Source organism: Leucobacter sp. NPDC058333 (assembly GCF_042726155.1).
Classification (GTDB): Bacteria; Actinomycetota; Actinomycetes; order Actinomycetales; family Microbacteriaceae; genus Leucobacter.
The window spans coordinates 106,364-124,089 of the sequence record NZ_JBHXHV010000002.1 but is presented as its reverse complement, the minus strand read 5'-3'; the positions used below and the strand labels follow the sequence as shown (position 1 = coordinate 124,089).

13 protein-coding genes are annotated in these 17,726 nt (G+C 66.3%); 5 read left to right on the top strand and 8 right to left on the bottom strand.

Annotation, left to right across the window (positions count from 1 at the left end):
* Positions 1–187: 187 nt before the first annotated feature.
* Positions 188–1,006 (top strand): isocitrate lyase/phosphoenolpyruvate mutase family protein, encoded by an 819-nt coding sequence (locus ACFWHR_RS08475; protein WP_382447862.1) that lies wholly within the window; start codon positions 188–190, stop codon positions 1,004–1,006.
* 26 nt (positions 1,007–1,032) lie between these two features.
* On the opposite strand, the gene ACFWHR_RS08470 is transcribed toward ACFWHR_RS08475, so the two are convergent.
* The 3 genes from ACFWHR_RS08470 to ACFWHR_RS08460 form a co-directional block, all read right to left on the bottom strand.
* Complete coding sequence (locus ACFWHR_RS08470; RefSeq protein WP_382447861.1) at positions 1,033–1,995, bottom strand: helix-turn-helix domain-containing protein; 963 nt, start codon at positions 1,993–1,995, stop codon at positions 1,033–1,035.
* Between the two features lie 189 nt (positions 1,996–2,184).
* Positions 2,185–3,465, bottom strand: a complete 1,281-nt coding sequence (locus ACFWHR_RS08465) for an aspartate aminotransferase family protein (protein WP_382447860.1) — start codon at positions 3,463–3,465, stop codon at positions 2,185–2,187.
* A gap of 64 nt (positions 3,466–3,529) precedes the next feature.
* Positions 3,530–4,531, bottom strand: coding sequence for a phosphotransferase enzyme family protein (locus ACFWHR_RS08460; protein ID WP_382447859.1), 1,002 nt, complete (start codon positions 4,529–4,531; stop codon positions 3,530–3,532).
* A gap of 115 nt (positions 4,532–4,646) precedes the next feature.
* Here ACFWHR_RS08460 and ACFWHR_RS08455 point away from each other — a divergent pair, with 115 nt between their 5' ends.
* Positions 4,647–5,318, top strand: a complete 672-nt coding sequence (locus ACFWHR_RS08455; protein WP_382447858.1) for a TetR/AcrR family transcriptional regulator — start codon at positions 4,647–4,649, stop codon at positions 5,316–5,318.
* A 134-nt stretch (positions 5,319–5,452) separates the two neighbouring features.
* On the opposite strand, the gene ACFWHR_RS08450 is transcribed toward ACFWHR_RS08455, so the two are convergent.
* Complete coding sequence (locus tag ACFWHR_RS08450; RefSeq protein ID WP_382447857.1) at positions 5,453–7,333, bottom strand: thiamine pyrophosphate-binding protein; 1,881 nt, start codon at positions 7,331–7,333, stop codon at positions 5,453–5,455.
* 171 nt (positions 7,334–7,504) lie between these two features.
* Positions 7,505–8,266: an IclR family transcriptional regulator gene (locus ACFWHR_RS08445; RefSeq protein ID WP_382447856.1), complete on the bottom strand. Its 762-nt coding sequence runs from the start codon at positions 8,264–8,266 to the stop codon at positions 7,505–7,507.
* A 143-nt stretch (positions 8,267–8,409) separates the two neighbouring features.
* On the opposite strand from ACFWHR_RS08445, the gene ACFWHR_RS08440 reads away from it, so the two are divergent.
* Positions 8,410–10,320, top strand: a complete 1,911-nt coding sequence (locus ACFWHR_RS08440; RefSeq protein WP_382447855.1) for an FAD-dependent monooxygenase — start codon at positions 8,410–8,412, stop codon at positions 10,318–10,320.
* Between the two features lie 61 nt (positions 10,321–10,381).
* Here the strand turns inward: ACFWHR_RS08440 and ACFWHR_RS08435 are convergent, their stop codons facing one another.
* Positions 10,382–11,842, bottom strand: a complete 1,461-nt coding sequence (locus tag ACFWHR_RS08435; RefSeq protein ID WP_382447854.1) for an APC family permease — start codon at positions 11,840–11,842, stop codon at positions 10,382–10,384.
* Positions 11,843–12,042: 200 nt separating this feature from the next.
* Positions 12,043–13,401 carry an aldehyde dehydrogenase family protein gene (locus ACFWHR_RS08430; protein WP_382447853.1) on the bottom strand — a complete coding sequence of 453 codons (1,359 nt, stop codon included), beginning with the start codon at positions 13,399–13,401 and terminating at the stop codon, positions 12,043–12,045.
* A gap of 288 nt (positions 13,402–13,689) precedes the next feature.
* Here ACFWHR_RS08430 and ACFWHR_RS08425 point away from each other — a divergent pair, with 288 nt between their 5' ends.
* Positions 13,690–15,210 carry an APC family permease gene (locus tag ACFWHR_RS08425; RefSeq protein ID WP_382447852.1) on the top strand — a complete coding sequence of 507 codons (1,521 nt, stop codon included), beginning with the start codon at positions 13,690–13,692 and terminating at the stop codon, positions 15,208–15,210.
* Between the two features lie 46 nt (positions 15,211–15,256).
* Entirely contained in the window at positions 15,257–16,621 is a 1,365-nt protein-coding gene (locus ACFWHR_RS08420) for a flavin monoamine oxidase family protein (RefSeq protein WP_382447851.1), read from the top strand.
* On the opposite strand, the gene ACFWHR_RS08415 is transcribed toward ACFWHR_RS08420, so the two are convergent.
* The gene (locus tag ACFWHR_RS08415; RefSeq protein WP_382447850.1) at positions 16,578–17,612 is read right to left on the bottom strand and encodes a DUF4349 domain-containing protein; all 1,035 of its coding nucleotides are present in this window, start codon (positions 17,610–17,612) and stop codon (positions 16,578–16,580) included. The genes ACFWHR_RS08420 and ACFWHR_RS08415 overlap by 44 nt on opposite strands.
* Between the last annotated feature and the right edge of the window lie 114 nt (positions 17,613–17,726).

Sequence of the window (17,726 nt, the reverse complement as noted above, 5' to 3'; positions counted from 1 at the left end):
ACGGCCGCAGCGGAGTGGTCCGGCAACGGCCACGCCGTGACAGTCAAACGTCGTTCGCTGCGCGACAACTCCGGTCACGGAACGGTTGCAAAATTGGGGGAGCTGGGGTGGTCATGTCAGGTTCCCGCGCGACTGTGCAGTCCGAATTCCGCGAGAGTTTGTGCGAACGATGGGGTGGGATGGATCCATGAACACAGACCTGCAACGAGACGCATCGACCCTCCGAGCCCTCCACTTCGTCGCCCATCGCCCGCTCCTCATCGCAAACGCCTGGGACGTTGCCAGTGCTCGGGTGATCGAAGCCGCCGGAGCGCCGGTTATCGCGACGACGAGCGCGGGCGTCGCGTGGGCGCTCGGTCGCGCCGACGGAGACGCGCTCTCTCGCGATGAGTGCGTGGCTGCCGTTCGCCGCATCACCGTGGGGGTCGCGGTGCCCGTCAGCGTCGATGTAGAAGGCGGCTACTCGGAGGACGCCGCAGGGGTAGCAGAGACGGTCGCAGCCGTGATCGGGGCGGGCGCTGCCGGCATCAATATCGAGGATGGCTCGCGAGACCCCGGTGACGCTGCCGAGCGCATTGCGGCCGCTCGCCGCGCCGCCGTCCAGGCCGACGTGCCGTTGTTCATCAACGCGCGCACCGACGTGTACCTCGCGGGGCTCGTCGCCCCCGAGCAGCAGTTTGTGGAGACGGTGAGTCGGGCCAGTGGTTACCTCGCGGCGGGTGCGGACGGCATCTTCGTGCCCGGGGTTGACGACCTTGCGGTCATCGAACGGCTCGTCGAGGCGATCGCTGCCCCGGTCAACGTGATGGTCGGACCGGGTTCGCCCACCGTGACTGAACTCGCGCGGGTCGGAGTCGCGCGTGTGAGCCTCGGTTCGGGAGTCGCGCAGGCGGCATACGCGGTCGCCCGGCGGGCAGCGGAGGAATTCCTGGCCTCGGGTACCTACGGTGTGCTCGGGGGCGCGGTTGACTATGCAGAGATGAACGCACTGGTGTCTCGTGCGTAGTGGCTGAGCCTAGCCTGTCGCGGAGCCTAACCCCGTCGCAGCTCGCTCGGCGAGACGCCGAACGCGGCCTTGAAGACGCGGCTGAAGTGGGCGGCGTCGGTGAAGCCCCAGCGCGCGGCGATCGTTGACACCGTGCGATCCTGCAGCACCGGATCCATGAGGTCGGCGCGGCACCGCTCGAGTCGCCGTTCGCGAATCCAGGTCGACACGGTGGTGTCTGCCTGGCGAAACAGCGAGTGGAGGTGGCGGGTCGAAATGTAGTGGGCCGCGGCGATGCTGTTGGGCGAGAGATCGGGGTTGCCGAGGTTCGTGTCGACGTAGGCGGTGATCTTCTGCAGCAGCAGCTGGTGCGGGTCGCGTAGGCCGGGGTCGGCGTCGAGAATGCTCGAGAACAGTGTGCTGAGGAGGTCGAGGCTCGTGTGGGCGAGTTTCGCGCGCACGCGGGAATCCAACGAGGTGAGTTGCGCGGGGAACTGCGACAGGAAGGCCGTCATGATCTGTGAGAGGCCAGCGTGCTCGTGCCCCAGCGACACAGCGGTGAGCTGCTCGGTGAACGGGATCGGAAGATCGACCCGGTCCTTCGGGAACATCATGATGAGATTACGAAAGTCTTCGCCAAACAACAGTGAATAGGGGCGCGACGTGTCGTACACCGAGAGGTCGCCGGGCCGCATGACCACCTCGCGGCCGTCCTGCACCAGGATGCTGGTGCCCGAGAGCAGCAGGCTCAGCTTGTAGAAGCCGCTCCCGCCGTCGGCGATCGTCTCGGGCGTGCGCTCGACGAGGTGGGGGCGCGCGACGACCTCCGTGAAGACCACATCGTCGGCGTCGGCGGAGGTCATGCGGGCCGAGAACTGGCCGTGATAGTCAGTGGAAATGCGCAGCGGCACGAACGACGACGCGACCATGCTGCGAAACGCTCCGAGATCGTCGGCGCGCGCGCGGGGAGCACTTGATCCTGCATCGCCGTGCGTCAGTGCTGCGTGCATCTGTCTTCCCTCCGACAACTGTGGCGGCCGTTTCTGTCACCCCGCGGTGGGGCTCCGGATCGGGTTCGAGCGCGGCGCGCGAGGCGAGCGGCGTTCACTTCGAGAGGATACACCTTCGAACATCGAAGCTCCTCAGGGGCGCTCGCCCCGCGACGCGCGCTTCGCGCCCCGCCAATCCCCGTTAGACCCTCAGGCCTCGTCGCGCGCCTCGGCGAGCGATGACTCGAGAGCATCGAGCAACATCGGCAACTCTGCGTCGCTGAAGGCGAGCGGCGGGCGCACCTTGAGTACGCTCTCGTTGCGCCCGATCCGCGAAATGAGCACATTGCGCGACTTCATCGCCTCGACCACGCGACGGGCGAGCTGCGGGGCGGGGGCGCCGTCGACCGTGAAGTCGAGTCCGAGGAACATGCCGGTGCCCTTGGCGGAGCTCACGAAGTCGTGCTCCGCCGCCAGCTGATTGAGTCGTTCGCGCGCGGTGCGGCCGAGGCGCTGCGCCCGGCCCATCAGGTCGTGCTCTTCCATTTCGAGCAGCACGGCCTCCCCAACGGCGGCAGAGACGGGGTTCCCCGCAAACGTGTTGAAGAACTCGTTGCGAGACCCGAAGGCGTCGAGCACCGCCTCGCTCGTGACGACCGCCGACATGGGGTGGCCGTTGCCCATGGGCTTGCCCATGGTGACGAGGTCGGGCGTCACACCAGCGTACTGGTGGCCCCACATGTGCGACCCGGTGCGACCGAATCCGCTCTGCACCTCGTCAGCGATCACGAAGCCGCCAGCAGCCTGCACCCGGGCCGCGATTGCGGAGAGTAGGCCGGCGGGCACGCGCGGCATGCCCTCGGTTGAGAACAGCGGATCGAAGAGGCAGGCGGAGACGCCGAATCCGGCCTCCTGCAACGAGGCGATTGCGTCGTCGACCGCGGCGAGCGTCTCGGCCAGAACCTCGGCCTCGGGCCGATCGTCGTGATCGAGATCGGGGATGCGGATCGCCCGCACGTGCGCGCCAAGCGGCTCGCGCGTCTGCAACCCGGTCGTCATCTCGGCGAGCGTGATGGTGGTGCCGTGGTAGCTGTAGTCGGAGACGATGACGCCTGTCGCGCCGGTGAGCTGGCGCGAGATGCGGAGCGCGAGCTCGTTCGCCTCCGACCCAGAGTTGCCGAAGAAGATGCGATCGAGGCCGTCGTCGAACGTCGCGAGCAACCGCTCGGAGTAGTCGATGACGCGGTCGTTGAGATACCGCGTGTGCACATTCAGCGTGGCCGCCTGGTCGGCGAGTGCGCGCACGACACGATCGTTCGCGTGGCCGACGTGGGGCACGTTGTTGTAGCCGTCGAGGTAGCGTTCGCCCGAGGCCTCGGTGAACCAGACGCCCTTGGCGGCGACGAAGTGCAGTGGCTCGGAATAGAAGAGCGGTGAGTACGGGCCGATTGTGCGGCGGCGGCGTTCGAGGAGGTGTGCAGTGGCGTCCATGGTGTGCTGTGGTTCCTGTCGTCGAAGCGGCTCTGAGTGGTGTGATTGCGGGCGGCGGTGCGTATCAGCCCGCGTTGATCGCGCGGGCGAGCTGCACCACGTGGGGCAGCACTGTGTGGGCGTGCCACTCGGCAGTCGGTTCGCCGCGGCGGTCGGCCGACCAGCCGAGATAGGTGAGGCCGCGGGCAAGCAAAATCGCCGGGAACACCTCATAGTCCGCCGCGTCGAGTGGCCGCACCGACTCGTAACCGGCGAAGAGGGCCGCGCGATATTCGTCGGCGCGCGGATGGGGAGTGAAGAAATAGAGCGCCGTGGCGAGGTCGAAGAGATGCCAACCGGCCGCGAAGTCGTCGAAGTCGATGACGACGAGCCCGGCGTCCGTGCGCAGCACGTTTTCGGGGGTGAGATCGGCGTGGATCGGCCCGAAGCGGTGCTCCGGAGTGCCGTAATTTGCGATGCTCGCGCGAATGCGCCCGATCGCCTCGGTGACCGCTGCGCGGTCTTCGCCGACCAGCTCGGCAAGCCTCAACGGATCGCCCCACGCTGGGGCGTCACCGACCAGCCCGTCGAGATCCCAGTCGTCGCGGGGCACGGCCATCGTGTACCCGGATCGGGCCGTCGCGTCGTGCAGCTCAGCGATGAGCCGGCCAAGCTCGGTGAAATCTGCGGGGTCGATGTTGGCGGTGCCGGCGACTGCGGTGCGCTCGTCGCCGAACATGCCGTGGTTCGTGATGAGGCGCTGCAGATCAACCTGGTGCGGGCCAGCAGCGTGGTCGGCCCCGACGACCGTGAAACCGCTGCCGTCTGGTGCCGCAATGAACTCGGGCACCGCGACGCCCTCGCGATGCAGTGCCCGCACGAGATCGAGCTCGCACGCGAGCTCGGCGTCCGAGTGATACCCGCGGCGGTGCACGCGCAGCACGTACGGTTCGCCGCCAGAGACGACCCGGTAGACGAAGTTCTCACGGTTCTTCAGGAGCTCGAGCGGAGCGTCGATGACGAGGCCCCACTGCGCGAGGGCCTCGGTCGCGAGCTCGGCTGCGGCCTCAAGATCTACGGTGGCCATGGGGTCCCTTCGGCGGTGTGTTGCGCGCTCGGCGATACGTGAACTGTACTCAGAGTATAGAAACTGGAATCTGAGTACACAAGTGACCGGGCAGACTTTGTAGGATGGGGGAGTGATGAACACGAGGCGAACCGAGAACGGCGCTGACCCGGCTGGGCTCGTCGGCACAGCCGTACCTGGGAGCTCGGGCACCCCCGATACCCAGAGCCTGCGCGAGCGCCGTCAGGATCGCACCCGCCGTGACCTCGTTGACGCCGTGCTGCAGATCATCGCGGAGCGCGGGCTCGGCGATGCGACCATGGAGCGGGTGTCCGCGGTGTCGGGCATCTCGCGCGGCACGGTTTACGCGCACTTTCCCGGTGGACGCGACGCGCTGCTGCGCGACGCCTACGCGCGGCTCGGGCGCGAACTCGTGGAGCGCACGCAGCTGGCCGTGTCGGCGGCGGGCGACTGGCGGGGCCGGCTGGCAGCGCACGCGCGCGCCATGTTCGACCTCGCGGCAGACGCTCGCGTCGGGCACTTCTACAACGTTTCTGGCCCGACGCTCGTCGTCGACGGTTCTGAACGGGGCATCGGATCGGGCGCCAGCGTCACGATGATCAGCGAGACCCTGGCGGAGGCGCAGCTCGGCGGCGAGGTCGATGCGGCCGTCGACCCCCACGCCACTGCACTGCTGCTCGTCGGTGCGCTGCGCGAGGCAGCGATTGGGATCGCGTCTGGCGTATCGGACGCCGAGACGCTGTTCACCTCGTTCGTGCGGCTCGCGGACGGGCTCGCGCGGCGCTGAGCGGGCGCTGCGTTGCGCAAGCGATCTGCGTTCCGCAAGTCGAATCTGCTCAGCACGAGCTTGCCGATCGCAGATCGCTTGCGGAACGCTGGTGGCTCAGGGCCCCGAGTGCACCGAGCGCGCCGGGCGCCCCGCTACTCGGGGACGTCGAGGCCGTTGACCCGCTGAATCTCGCGCTGATACTCCGCGACGACGCTGCGCGAGACGCGGCAGTCGAGCAGGATCGTGCCGTAGGCGCCCGCCTCGACCCACGTACGCAGCGCGTCGAGGTCAGCGAGCGTGCGCACGCTCACGCCCGTTGCGCCGAGCGCCGTCGCAACGCCCGCGAAGTCGACGTCGGGAATCATCATCGGGCCCTGATCGAGACCCATCTCGCCATAGAGGTGGACTTCGGCTGCGTACGCACCGTCATTCCAGACGACGATGATGCAGCTGGACGCCGTGCGAATCGCGGTCTCCAGATCGGCGAGCGCCATGAGCCCGCCGCCGTCGCCAGTGCTCAGCACCGTGGTCGTGCCTGCTGCCGCTGCCGCGACACCAGCCACCGTCGAGAAGCCCAGGCCGATCGTCTGGTAGGCGGTACCGACCATGATCATGCGCTCTGGAGAGGAAACGGGCCAGTACATGTTTGCCCAGCCGAGGAAGTGCCCGCCATCGGTCGTGACGTGGCGCTCCGCCGGCAGCAGCTCACCGATGCGCGTCGCGACCGCGCGCGGGTCGAGCCGGCCGTCGTCGCAGAGACCGCTCGGCGAGCCAGCGTCGCGCACGCGCAGCGCGCCGCCCGGCTCAAGACCCTCGGCCCGGTCACGCCAGCCCGCCACGTTCGCGGCAGCCGCCCCGCTCGCGCCGCGCACCGCTGCGATACCCGAGAGCATTCGCGCGAGCGTTTCGCGGGCATCGCCCTGCAGTAGTTGATAGGTGATGGGGCGCTGGGTCTTCGGGGCGGCGATCTGCTCGGAATCAATGCGGATCACGGTGGCGCCCGCGCCAAAGAGGTCGCCGAAGCGCATGGTGAACTGGTTCAAGCTCGCGCCGACGACGAGCACCACGTCGGCCGACTCAACGAGCGCCATCGCCTGCCGTTGACCGAACCCGCCGGTGACGCCGAGGTCGAATTCGGGCTCTGGGAAGATACCTCGGCCGAGCGCCGTGGTCGAGGTGAGCGCTCCGAGCGTCGCCGCGATTGCGCCGAGCTCTGGCGCTGCCCCCGAGACGTGCGCACCCCGCCCCGCGATGACCAGTGGCCGCTCAGCTTCAAGCAGTGCCAGCACGGCGAGCTCGATCTGGTGATCCGCGGGGATGGAGTGCGGGGCGGTGACAGATGACGAAGCCAGCGACGTACCGCCGGGCGCAAAGGCTGACGGGGCCGACTGCGTGGTGGCGGGAACTACGCCCGATACGGAGGCCGAGAGTGCGGCGAGCACCGCGGGGTCGTCGAGGTCGATACCGGCGGCTGAGCCTGAGGTGCTTGACCCCGCGGCAATTGATCCCGAACCGCTTGCTGCCGAAGCGCCTGCGGCCTCGCTCACCTCGGAGTTCACGAGGTCATATGGAATCGCCAGCACCACGGGGCGCCGCACGCGCATCGCGTATGCGACGGCGCGGTCGACGGTTCGTGCGATGTTCGTTACGCCAAGGGTGTGCGTGCGGATGCCGAGTGCCGCTGCCAGCATCTCTTGATCGACGTCCCACGGCCGAGGGCCGGTGCTCGGGGCATCACCAACGACGACGAGCATCGGCGTGCGGGCCTGCGCGGCCTCAGCGAGTGCGGTCAGCGCATTCGTGAATCCGGCGCCGTACGTGGTCGTGGCGATTGCGAGCTCGCCGCTCACGCGCGTGTAGGCGTCGGCGGCAGCGACGGTGCCGGCCTCGTGGCGCACGGCGACGTAGCGCAGGCCGAGCTGGCCGAGGTGCTCGATGAGGTGGGCATTGCCGTTGCCCATCAAGCCGAACGTCAGGCGGGAGTGCGGGGCGAGTGCGGTCGCGAGAGCGCGGGCGAGGGTGGTGTCAGACATCACAGATCCTTCGGGTACTCAAAATACAGGGAACCGTGTATGTCTCGCCGGGCGACACCGCCCGTGCAGCAGCGCCCCTTTTTCGAGCGCCTTCGCCGGCCGGGTCGGAATCCTCCGGACCGAGCTGGACCTTGCCATTCTAGTGACCGCCGGTATCGGGCGGAAGCGCGACTAGCGGTAGCTTTGCGCGATGCGCTCGGCGGCCTCCTGCAGCGCGTCGACAACCTCGCCGATCGTTTCTGGAACCTTGAAGTGCACGACCGCGATCGCGGCCGGCGGCTCCCCGGCGATGCGCAGCGGTACAGCGATACCGGTGACGTCATCGATGACCTCGGCCCGGCTGATGGCGTAGCCGTTGCGGCGCGCCTCGCTGCCCGCCTTGCTCATCTCGGGGTCACCCAGATACGCCTTGCGTTCCGCGCGCGTCAGTGACGACTCGATCGCGTGCCCGGGCGCTCCTCGATGCAGCGGATGCCGCACGCCAGGGTTGCGTGCAATGGTCGCAGCGACGTTTGATGGCTCGGCGGTGACGAGCGTGACGACCTCGTCTGCGTCGAGCACGGTCACGAATGCCGTCATACCGAGTTCGTAGGCGAGTTCAGTGATCACGGGCATCGCTGCGGTGTGCAGTGCGGGTGCGACGCCGCGCGCGAGCACCGTGAGTTTCGGGCCGAGTCGAATGAGACCGGCCTCGTCGCGCACCACGAAGCGGTGCTGCTCGAGCGTGCGCAGAATGCGATAGGCGTTCGACCGGTGCACGTCGAGGCCCGCTGCGAGTTCTGCGATTGACATCGGCGACTCGGCTTCCGCGAGCAGCTCGAGCGCGCGCAGTCCGCGCGACAGGGTCTGGGAGCCGGCGGTGGCGCCGACGGCCGCATTCGCGGCCGATCCGGTGCTCGTGTCGGCCGCTCCGGGCTCGCTCGAGTGGGTCATGCTCTCTATTCTGTCGGATTCGTCGTCGCGCGCGTATTGCGCGAAACGCGCACGCCGCATATTCTACTTGTGCAGTATTCAGACTTGATGTTCAAATAATGAACATTCCTCGCGACGTTGGTCGCGGGTAGTGAGGAGTAACAGTGCAGTTTCACCACCACGGGTATGTCTCGACCGATCCGCGTATTTTGCCCGCAGCGGGCGTCGGCATCGACCGCCCAGCCGATCTGCCCGAGCACATTGATGTGCTGATCGTCGGGTCGGGGCCAGCTGGGATTGTCACCGCGGCGCAGCTCGCGCAGTTTCCGAACGTCGTTACCCGCGTGGTCGAGCGACGCGACGGCCGGCTCGTGCTCGGTCAGGCCGACGGCATCCAGGCGCGCAGCGTCGAGACGTTTCAGGCGTTCGGCTTCGCTCAGCAGATCATCCAGGAGGCCTACCGCATCACGGAGACCGATTTCTGGAGTCCCGATCCCGAGAACCCGGCAAACATTGTGCGCAGCTCGATCACCCCTGACGACGCGAACGGCATCAGCGAGTTTCCGCACCTCATCGTGAATCAGGCGCGCGTCATCGACTACTTCGCCGAGTACGCCCGCCGCGCGCCCGCTCGCGGTGACGTCGACTACGGCTACGAGTTCGTGGGTCTCGAGGTCACGGGCGAGGGGGAGTACCCCGTCACGGTGACGCTGCGCAGGGTATCCGGGCACACCGGCGCGGGTATCAACGCTGCGCAGTCGGGCGATCAGGCAGGTGAGACGGTCGTGGTACACGCGAAGTACGTCGTCGGCGCCGACGGTGCCCGGTCATCCGTGCGTCGTGCCATCGGCGGCTCACTCGCCGGTTCGACGTCGCTGCACGCCTGGGGTGTCATGGACGTGCTCGCGGTCACCGACTTCCCCGATTTCCGCAAGAAGTGCATCATTCACTCGGCTGCGGGCAGCATCTTGCACATTCCGCGCGAGGGCAACCATCTCGCGCGCATCTACGTTGATCTCGGTGAAACCGACGAGCACGACGCAGGCAAGGTGCGCGACACCGCTCTCGACGAGATCATCGCTCGGGCAAACGCGATCCTGCACCCCTACACGCTCGATGTGCGCGACGTCCCCTGGCACAGCGTCTACGAGGTCGCGCACCGTCTGACCGACCGCTTCGACGACGCGGCGACCTCGCCAGACGGCAAGGGACGGGTCTTCTTGATGGGCGACGCGTGCCACACGCACAGCGCTAAGGCCGGCCAGGGTATGAACGTGTCGATGCAAGACGGCTGGAACCTCGGCTGGAAGCTCGGTTACGTGCTCGAGGGCCGCAGCCCAGACACGCTGCTCAAGACGTACTCTGACGAGCGCTGGGTGACCTCGAAGAACCTCATCGACTTCGATCACCAGTGGTCAACGCTGATGGCGAAGAAGCCGGAGGAGTTCGCTTCGCCCGATGAGGTTGCGGAGTTCTACGTGCAGACCGCCGAGTTCCCGGCGGGCTTCATGACCCAGTACACCGACACGATTCTCGTGGGATCGGATGCACACCAGGGTCTCGCGAGCGGGTTCACTCTCGGCAAGCGCTTCAAGTCGGTGCTGACGACGCGCGTCTCAGACGCGGTCGACGTGCACCTCGGTCACCACCACCGCGCCGACGGCCGCTTCCGTATCTACGCGTTCGCAGACGCAAGCGGTGAGCAGCTCGACGCGTGGGCGCAGTGGATGCTTGAATCGCCCGATTCGCCGATCGCGAAGTTCACGCCGACCGGTGCAGACCTCGATTCGATTTTCGACGTCAAGGCCGTCTACCAGCAGCATCACCACAGTGTCGACATCGCGAGAGTGTCGAAGCTGTTCTTGCCGGCATCTGGGCCGTTTGCGCTGACCGACTACGAGAAGATTTACGCGGCGCACCCGACCGACGACATTTTCGAGGCGCGCGGTATCAGCCGTGAGGGTGCGATCGTCGTCGTGCGGCCCGATCAGTACGTTTCGGCGATCTTGCCGCTCACAGCGACGACCGAACTGACCGAATTTCTCAGCGCGACGTTCCTGCCGCAGAACGCGTAGAGGCGTGTGTGCCCCGCCGTCTCGGCCGCGGGCACACACGCCTCCGGGCGTGACTCTCGTGTCAGTACTGGCGTGAGCGCGACCGCTTGCGCTGCTTTGCGATCGCCGTCGCTGAGGCCGTGATGATCCACAGTCCGATGCCGATCGCGAGCAGCAGGCCCGCGATCTCGTATTGGATCCAATCCTCAACGCTGCGCGCCCACGGGCCCGCGAGAAACAGTGACAGAATCGCTCCGACGATGGGAATGATCGTCGGGGCGCGGAACCCGCCAGCGGGTGTCGGATCACGCCGCAGCACGAGCAGCGCGACGTTGACCACGGCGAATACGCAGAGCAGCAACAGCCCGGTGGTGCCACCGAGGGCGCCGACGATGCCGTCGCTCGAATTCTGGTTGACGTAGATCACGAGACCGACCGCGAGCACCGTGCTGAATAGGATCGCGACCCAGGGGGAGCGGCGCTTCGGCAGTACCTTGCTCAGTACTTTCGGCAGCACGTCCTGCTTCGCCATGCCGTAGAGCAGGCGGCTCGCCATCAGCATGTTGATAAGCGCGGTATTGACAACGGCGAACACCGTGAGGAAAGGGAAGATCGCATCGACCGGAATGCCGGGGGCGCCGATCCGAACGACGTCGAGCAAAATGCCCGCGTCGGGGTTCTTCGGGTTGAGCAGGTCGCCCGGGGGAATGACCATGATGACGGTGATCGCAACGAGCATGTAAACAAGTGCGCAGATGCCGAGCCCGGTCAGCATGATGCGCGGGAAGTCGCGCTGCGGGTTCTTGCACTCCTCGACGAGGTTCACGGAGTCTTCGAACCCGACCATCGCGAAGAAGGCGATCGCGGTCGCCATCGTGACTGCGGCGAACGCGCCTCGGTCGGCCGGCGTCTCGAACACGACGAGCCGCGATACGTCGCCGTTGCCGTTCACGATGGCGATGATCCCGATGAGGATCACCGCGGCCATGATCGCGATCGTCACGAGTGTGAGTACGAGATTGAACTTCACGCTCTCGCCGACGCCGCGCAGATTGATCAGCGCGAGCACGACGATGATTGCGATGGCAGCGATCATCGTCGCGGTCGAATCCTGTGGCACACCGTCGATGAACTGCCCGACTCCGATGAGCAGATTCTTGCCGACGAGCGTGGCCGACGTGGCCGCGCTCGTGATGCCGGAGCACGCCACGGCGAACGCGATGATAAACGTCACAAAGTGAATGCGGAACGCCTTGTGCGCGTAGAGCGCGGCGCCGGCAGCGTAGGGGTACTTCGTCACCAGCTCTAGGTAGGAGAACGCGGTCAGTGTCGCAATGACGAACGCGAGGAGAAACGGCAGCCACGCTGCGCCGCCGACCTGGCCCGCGACTCGGCCCGTGATCGCGAAGATGCCCGCACCGATGATGTCGCCGATGATCAGCAGCAGCAGCAGTTTCGGGCCGATGACCCGCTTCAGCCCCGTGCCGTGCTCCGTAGGATCGTCGCCGATGCTCGCAACCGCCTGCGTGTTCATCTGCGTCATGGTGCATCCTCGTCTCACGCGCCGTTGCCGGGTTCGCATGCTGCCCCCGCGGTCCCGTCCGCGGTGCGAATAGCGCGTGGCCCACTGTAGCGTGACTGCGTTCGCTGGTGTGTGCGGCAATGACTGAGGCCCCGGGAACCGAAGGGATCCCGGGGCCTCAGCCCGCACTGTGCGAGTAGCTGTGCGGTGTACTGCGTGTCTTACTTCGCTGCGAAACGGAAAAGCTTCTTGTTCGCGAATTCGAGCATGCCGACCTTGCCGAGCTCGCGGCCGTAACCCGACTTCTTCACGCCACCGAAGGGCACGTCTGCACCCTCGAGGCCTGCGCCGCCGATGAAGACCATGCCGACGTCGAGCTGGTTGCCCACGCGCTCGGCGCGCTCGAGGTCATCGCAGATGACGACGGAGCCGAGGCCGTAGGGCGACGAGTTTGCAAGCTCGATTGCCTCTTCGTCGCTCGACACCTTGTAGAGCTGAGCAACGGGGCCGAAGAGCTCCTGGCTGTACACGTCCATCGCCGGGGTGATGTTCGTGATGATCGACGGAGTGTAGAGGTTGCCGTCGGGCGTGTTGTCGCCCACGAGGACCTCAGCGCCCTGATCGATTGCGCCCTGGACCTGCTTGGTCAGCGTGCTGGTCGCAGCGGCAGACGAGAGGGGACCGAAGTCGCCCGCCTCGTAGGACTGACCAGCGATGGCTGCCTTGTACTTCTCAGCGAACGCGTCGAAGAGCGAGTCAATGACGACGATGCGCTTCGAACCGTTGCACGCCTGGCCGGTATTCTCCATGCGACCGCCGACTGCGTGCTCGACCGCGTGGTCAAGATCGTCGGTGTCGAGCACGAGGAAGACGTCGGAGCCGCCCAGCTCGAGCACGCACTTCTTCAGCGCGCGGCCGGCCTGCTCAGCGACGATTGCGCCGGCACGCTCGGAGCCGGTCAGCGAGACGCCCTGGATGCGATCGTCAGCGATGATGTCGCCGATCTGGTCGTGCGTGGCGAAGACGTTGACGTAGGCACCCTTCGGGAAGCCTGCGTCGAGGAAGAGCTGCTCGAGCGCGAGTGCCGACTCGGGGCACTGCGCTGCGTGCTTCAGCACGATCGTGTTGCCGAGAATCAGGTTCGGCACAGCGAAACGCGCGACCTGGTAGTACGGGTAGTTCCACGGCATGATGCCGAGGATCACGCCGGTGCCCTGGAAGCGGAAGAAGGTCTTCAGACCGTCTTCGACCTCAAGCTGCTCGTCGGCCAGCCACTTTTCAGCGTTGTCGGCGAATGCAGCGGTGATGGCGCCCGAGAACTCAGCCTCGCCGATCGACTGATCGAGCGGCTTGCCCATCTCGCGGTTGATGATCGCGCCAAGTTCGTCTTTGCGCTCTTCGAACAGTTCGGCTGCGCGACGTGCGAGCGCTGCGCGCTCCGCGACGGTGGTCTTGCGCGACCAGTTCTGGTAGGTATCGTGGGCCGACGCGAGCGAGGCTTCAATCTCCTCGGTGGTCGCGTCGGGGTACTCGGCGACTGTCTCGCCCGTAGCCGGATTAATGACGGCGAACGTGCTCATAGATGACTCACTCCTTAGTGATCGTCGGTGTTGTGCACGCCCAGTCTCCCACAGAGCGGTGCGGAGCACTACCGTGCGCGGCGTTCGAATCATGCGAATACGCCGGGTATTTGATGAGCATTTCGAATGTGGAACGCGTAAGAAGCTACGAAATCAGTTGCATACGGCGCGTCGCGTGTGGTGGGGTCGCGAAGCCTGTGCAGGGTCGCAGCGCGGCCCGCATGAGATTTAGTGGGCCGTATAAGATGTTCGCTGTCGCATCACCGACCTCATCGAGGAGGACTCGCCATGGCGAAACACACGCTCAGTAATGCCACCGACACGGGGCACATTCACGTTGGCAAGGGGCTGAACCAGAACGCACTCGGTGTGGTCGGTTCAACCATCATCGGCCTCGCGTCGACCGCGCCGCTCTATTCGCTCGCAGCGACCCTCGGTTACGTCATCGTTGCAGTGGGTGCCCAGGCACCGCTCGTTTTCGTCGTCGCATGTATTCCAATGGTGTTCGCGGCGTTCGCCTACCAAGAGCTCAACCGCGAGATGCCCGACTGCGGCACGACATTCGTGTGGGGCGCCAAGGCGTTTGGCCCAGTAACCGGCTGGATCGGCGGCTGGGCGGTCGCCGTTTCCGCGATCATGGTGCTCGCCAACGTCGGTGAGATTACCGGCAAGTATTTCTGGCTGCTGCTCGGAAACGAGGAGTTCGCCGATAACCGCGTCATCGTCGTGGGGACCTCGGTCGTGTTTATGGCGCTGATGACGTTTATCAGCACGATCGGCGTGCAAATCGGCGAAAAGCTCCAGATGATCCTGATGACGATTCAGATCATCGCGATGGTGCTCTTCGGGGTGCTCGCGCTGTGGCACTCCCTCGACGGCAGCAACGCCGGATCCATCGCATTTGACTGGCAGTGGTTCAACCCTGCGCAGCTCACCTCGTGGTCGGGTTTCATGGAAGCCGTGCTACTCGCGCTCTTTATCTACTGGGGCTGGGACACCTGCCTCGCGTTGAATGAGGAGACAAAGAACCCGCGCAAGACCCCGGGGCGCGCAGCGATCTCAACCATCGTTATCTTGATCGTGCTCTACGTCGGCATCTCGATCGCGGTCATGATGTTCGCCGGTTTCGGCGACACCGGGCTTGGCCTCACGAACGAGGCGAACCTCGACGACGTGTTCACCGTGCTCGGTGGCGTACTCTTCGGGCCGTGGGGCTGGTTCCTCCTGCTCGGCGTGATGCTCTCGGCGGCGTCTTCCACCCAGACGACCATTCTTCCCACCGCTCGCGGTACCCTCTCGATGGCCGTGTACCGCGCGCTGCCCGCGAAGTTCGCGGAACTGCACCCGAAGTTCAAGACTCCCTGGTTCTCCACGGTCGTGATGGGCGCGGCCGCGATCGTGTACTACGTCGGGATGTCGATCCTGTCCGAAGACATGCTCGCCGATTCGCTCACCTCGATGGGCCTCGCCGTCGCGCTGTACTACGCCATCACCTCGTTCGCGTGTGTCTGGTACTTCCGCGATACACTGCGCGACAGTGCCCGCAACCTCTGGATGCGCGGAATCTTCCCGCTGCTCGGCGGGCTGCTGCTCGGGTACGCGTTCATCCAGTCTTGCATCGACATGATCAGCGTCGACTACAGCTACACCGTCATCTTCGGTATTGGCGGTGCCTTCGTTATCGGCGTCGGCGCGATCCTGCTCGGCTTCGTGCTGATGGGGATCTGGTGGCTGCGCCCGAAGTCGAAGCCCTATTTCCGCGGCGAGAGCCTGAACCGCGAGACCCCAATCCTCGTTCCCGACGAGTAAACCGAGCCCAGCCATACCCGAGCCCAGTCACATCACGGAGGTCACGATGGAGCGATTCGACACGGTGGTTATCGGGGCCGGAGTGTCTGGCCTGACAGCCGCGCGGCACCTCAGGCGCGCGGGGCAGCGAGTGGTGGTGCTCGAGGCGCGGGATCGCGTCGGCGGGCGCACCTGGAGCGAACAGGCGGGAGGCGTGATTACCGACATCGGGGCATCGTGGATCCACGGAATCGATGACAATCCGCTCTACGGGCTGACGCAGGCGTTCGGTATGCACGCCATCGAATTCACGACGGGCAGTTACCAGGTCGACGGACGGCCTGTCGCGTATTACGGACCGGCGGGGGAGGCGCTCGACGAGACGGCCGCTGCCTCGTTCGCGGCCGACGTGCACGCCTTCGACGCTCGGCTCGCAGAGACCATTGCGGCGGCTGACGCCTCGTCTTCATACTCCGACGTGATCGATCGCACACTCGTGCAGCTTGACTGGGACGCGGATCGGGCTGCGCGCGTGCGCGAGTTTCTGAGGCACCGTGCCGAGGAGCAGTACGGGGTTGCCGCCGAGCGGCTCGACGCGCACGGCCTCGACGACGATCAGGTCGATGGCGACGAGGTGGTGTTTCCTGGCGGGTATGACGCGCTCGCGCGCGGGCTCGCCGAGGGGCTCGACGTGCGGCTTGCGCACGAGGTGCGACGGGTCGCGTGGGCCGACACCGGGGTCACCATCGAGTCGAGTCGTGGGGAATTCACGGCCGATCGAGCCGTGGTGACGGTGCCGGTGGGTGTGCTCAAGTCTGACGACTTCGCCATCGATCCGCCCCTCCCCGAACCCGTCGCCGGTGCGCTCGCGGGGCTTGAGATGAACGATTTCGAGAAGGTGTTTCTGCGGTTCACCCAGCGGTTCTGGGATGACGATGTCTACGCTATTCGTCGCCAGGGGCCGGGTGCCGAGTGGTGGCATTCTTGGTACGACCTGACTGAGCTGCACGGTGTGCCGACGCTGCTGACGTTCGCCGCCGGCCCGAGTGCTCAGGCGACGCGCGAGTGGACCGATGACGAGATCGCGTCGTCGGTGCTCGCGTCGCTGCGCGAGATCTACGGAGTGGCGGTGACCGACCCAGAGGCGGTCAGGGTTTCGCGGTGGCGGGATGACCCGTTCGCGCGCGGCTCGTATGCATACATGACAGTGGGTTCGCGCACTGAAGACCACGACGCGCTCGCGACGCCGATTGGCGGCACCTCCGGATCGGGCGGCGTGCTCCACCTGTCAGGCGAGGCAACGTGGACCGAGGATCCCGCGACCGTCACGGCCGCCCTGCGTTCAGGGCACCGAACGGCCGAGCGGATCCTGGGCCGGGAGCTTTCCGTTACTGACCTGGCCCCGGAGGTGCCGTCGTCGACTGCGTCGTAGGGTGAGGCGGCTCGGTCGTGCTGTTTGTGTCGTCCGTGCCGTCCGCCGGGCCAGTGCGGTGTGCGCGATGCGCGCGCCGACGCCGGGCTGATCGCACCAGCAGCCACACGATCGCGGCGATGATCGCGCCGAGAGCCAGCCACGGAAGCAGGACGCCGAGCAGCACGAGCGCCCCGGCTCCGGCCGATCCGAGCGATGCGAAGCCCGCGATGAGCCCCTCCCAGAAGTTCGCGGGACCGCCGCCCGGCAGCGCGCTCGGTGAGCTCAGCGTGACGTAGATCGTGGCCTCGTCGACCTGGCCCTCGAGAGCCTTGAGCTGAGCGCGGAGGCCGTCGAGCTCCTGCTGACGCTGCGAGAGCGCCGATTCGGCCTCAATGAGCTCGCTCGTCGAGGCCGAGCCCTCCATGAGTTTGGTGAGCCGTTTCACAGACGTCGCGAGGGCATCGACGCGCGCTTGCAGATCGACGTGCTCGGCGGTGACATCGCTCGCGGATCGGCTCTGCGACTGCACCGTGCCGAGCTTCGCGAGCGCATCGAATGCCTCGTCCATGCGCGCTTCTGGCACGCGGATCGTGAGGCTCGCGCTCTCGGAGACACCGTCGCCGCCGCGGCTCACATCTTCCATCTCTACGACACCGTCGAACTGTTCGACGAGGTCGGCGACCCGGTTGACGCCGTCGGCTGGGTCGCCGACCCGCAGATCGATGCTGCCCGTTCGGATCACGGAGCGCTCCGCCGGTGCCCCCGGGGTCGCGGCCCCGTCTGCAGTGTCGGTCGCAGCCTCTGAGCTTGCTTCAGCGCCTGACTTCGAACTCAGATCTGACCGTGCGCCGAAGTCTTCGCTTGAGCCGGCGCTTGAGCCGGAGCTGGAGTCCGCTCCAGAACCGGGCAGCGCCGGAAACCCGTGGGGCGTGATGGCCGAACAGGCCGCGAGCGGCGCCAGCAGGAGCGCTGCGGCACCCAAAGCCATGATGGTTCGTCTGCGAGTCATGCACACACCATAGGTGCTGCGGGTGCCGCGGAGGGGTGCGGGATCTGTGAGCTCGCCCGAAGTGCCCGTATCGTTATGCCACGCCCGCGAACTGTCGTCCCAAATGATCCCTTC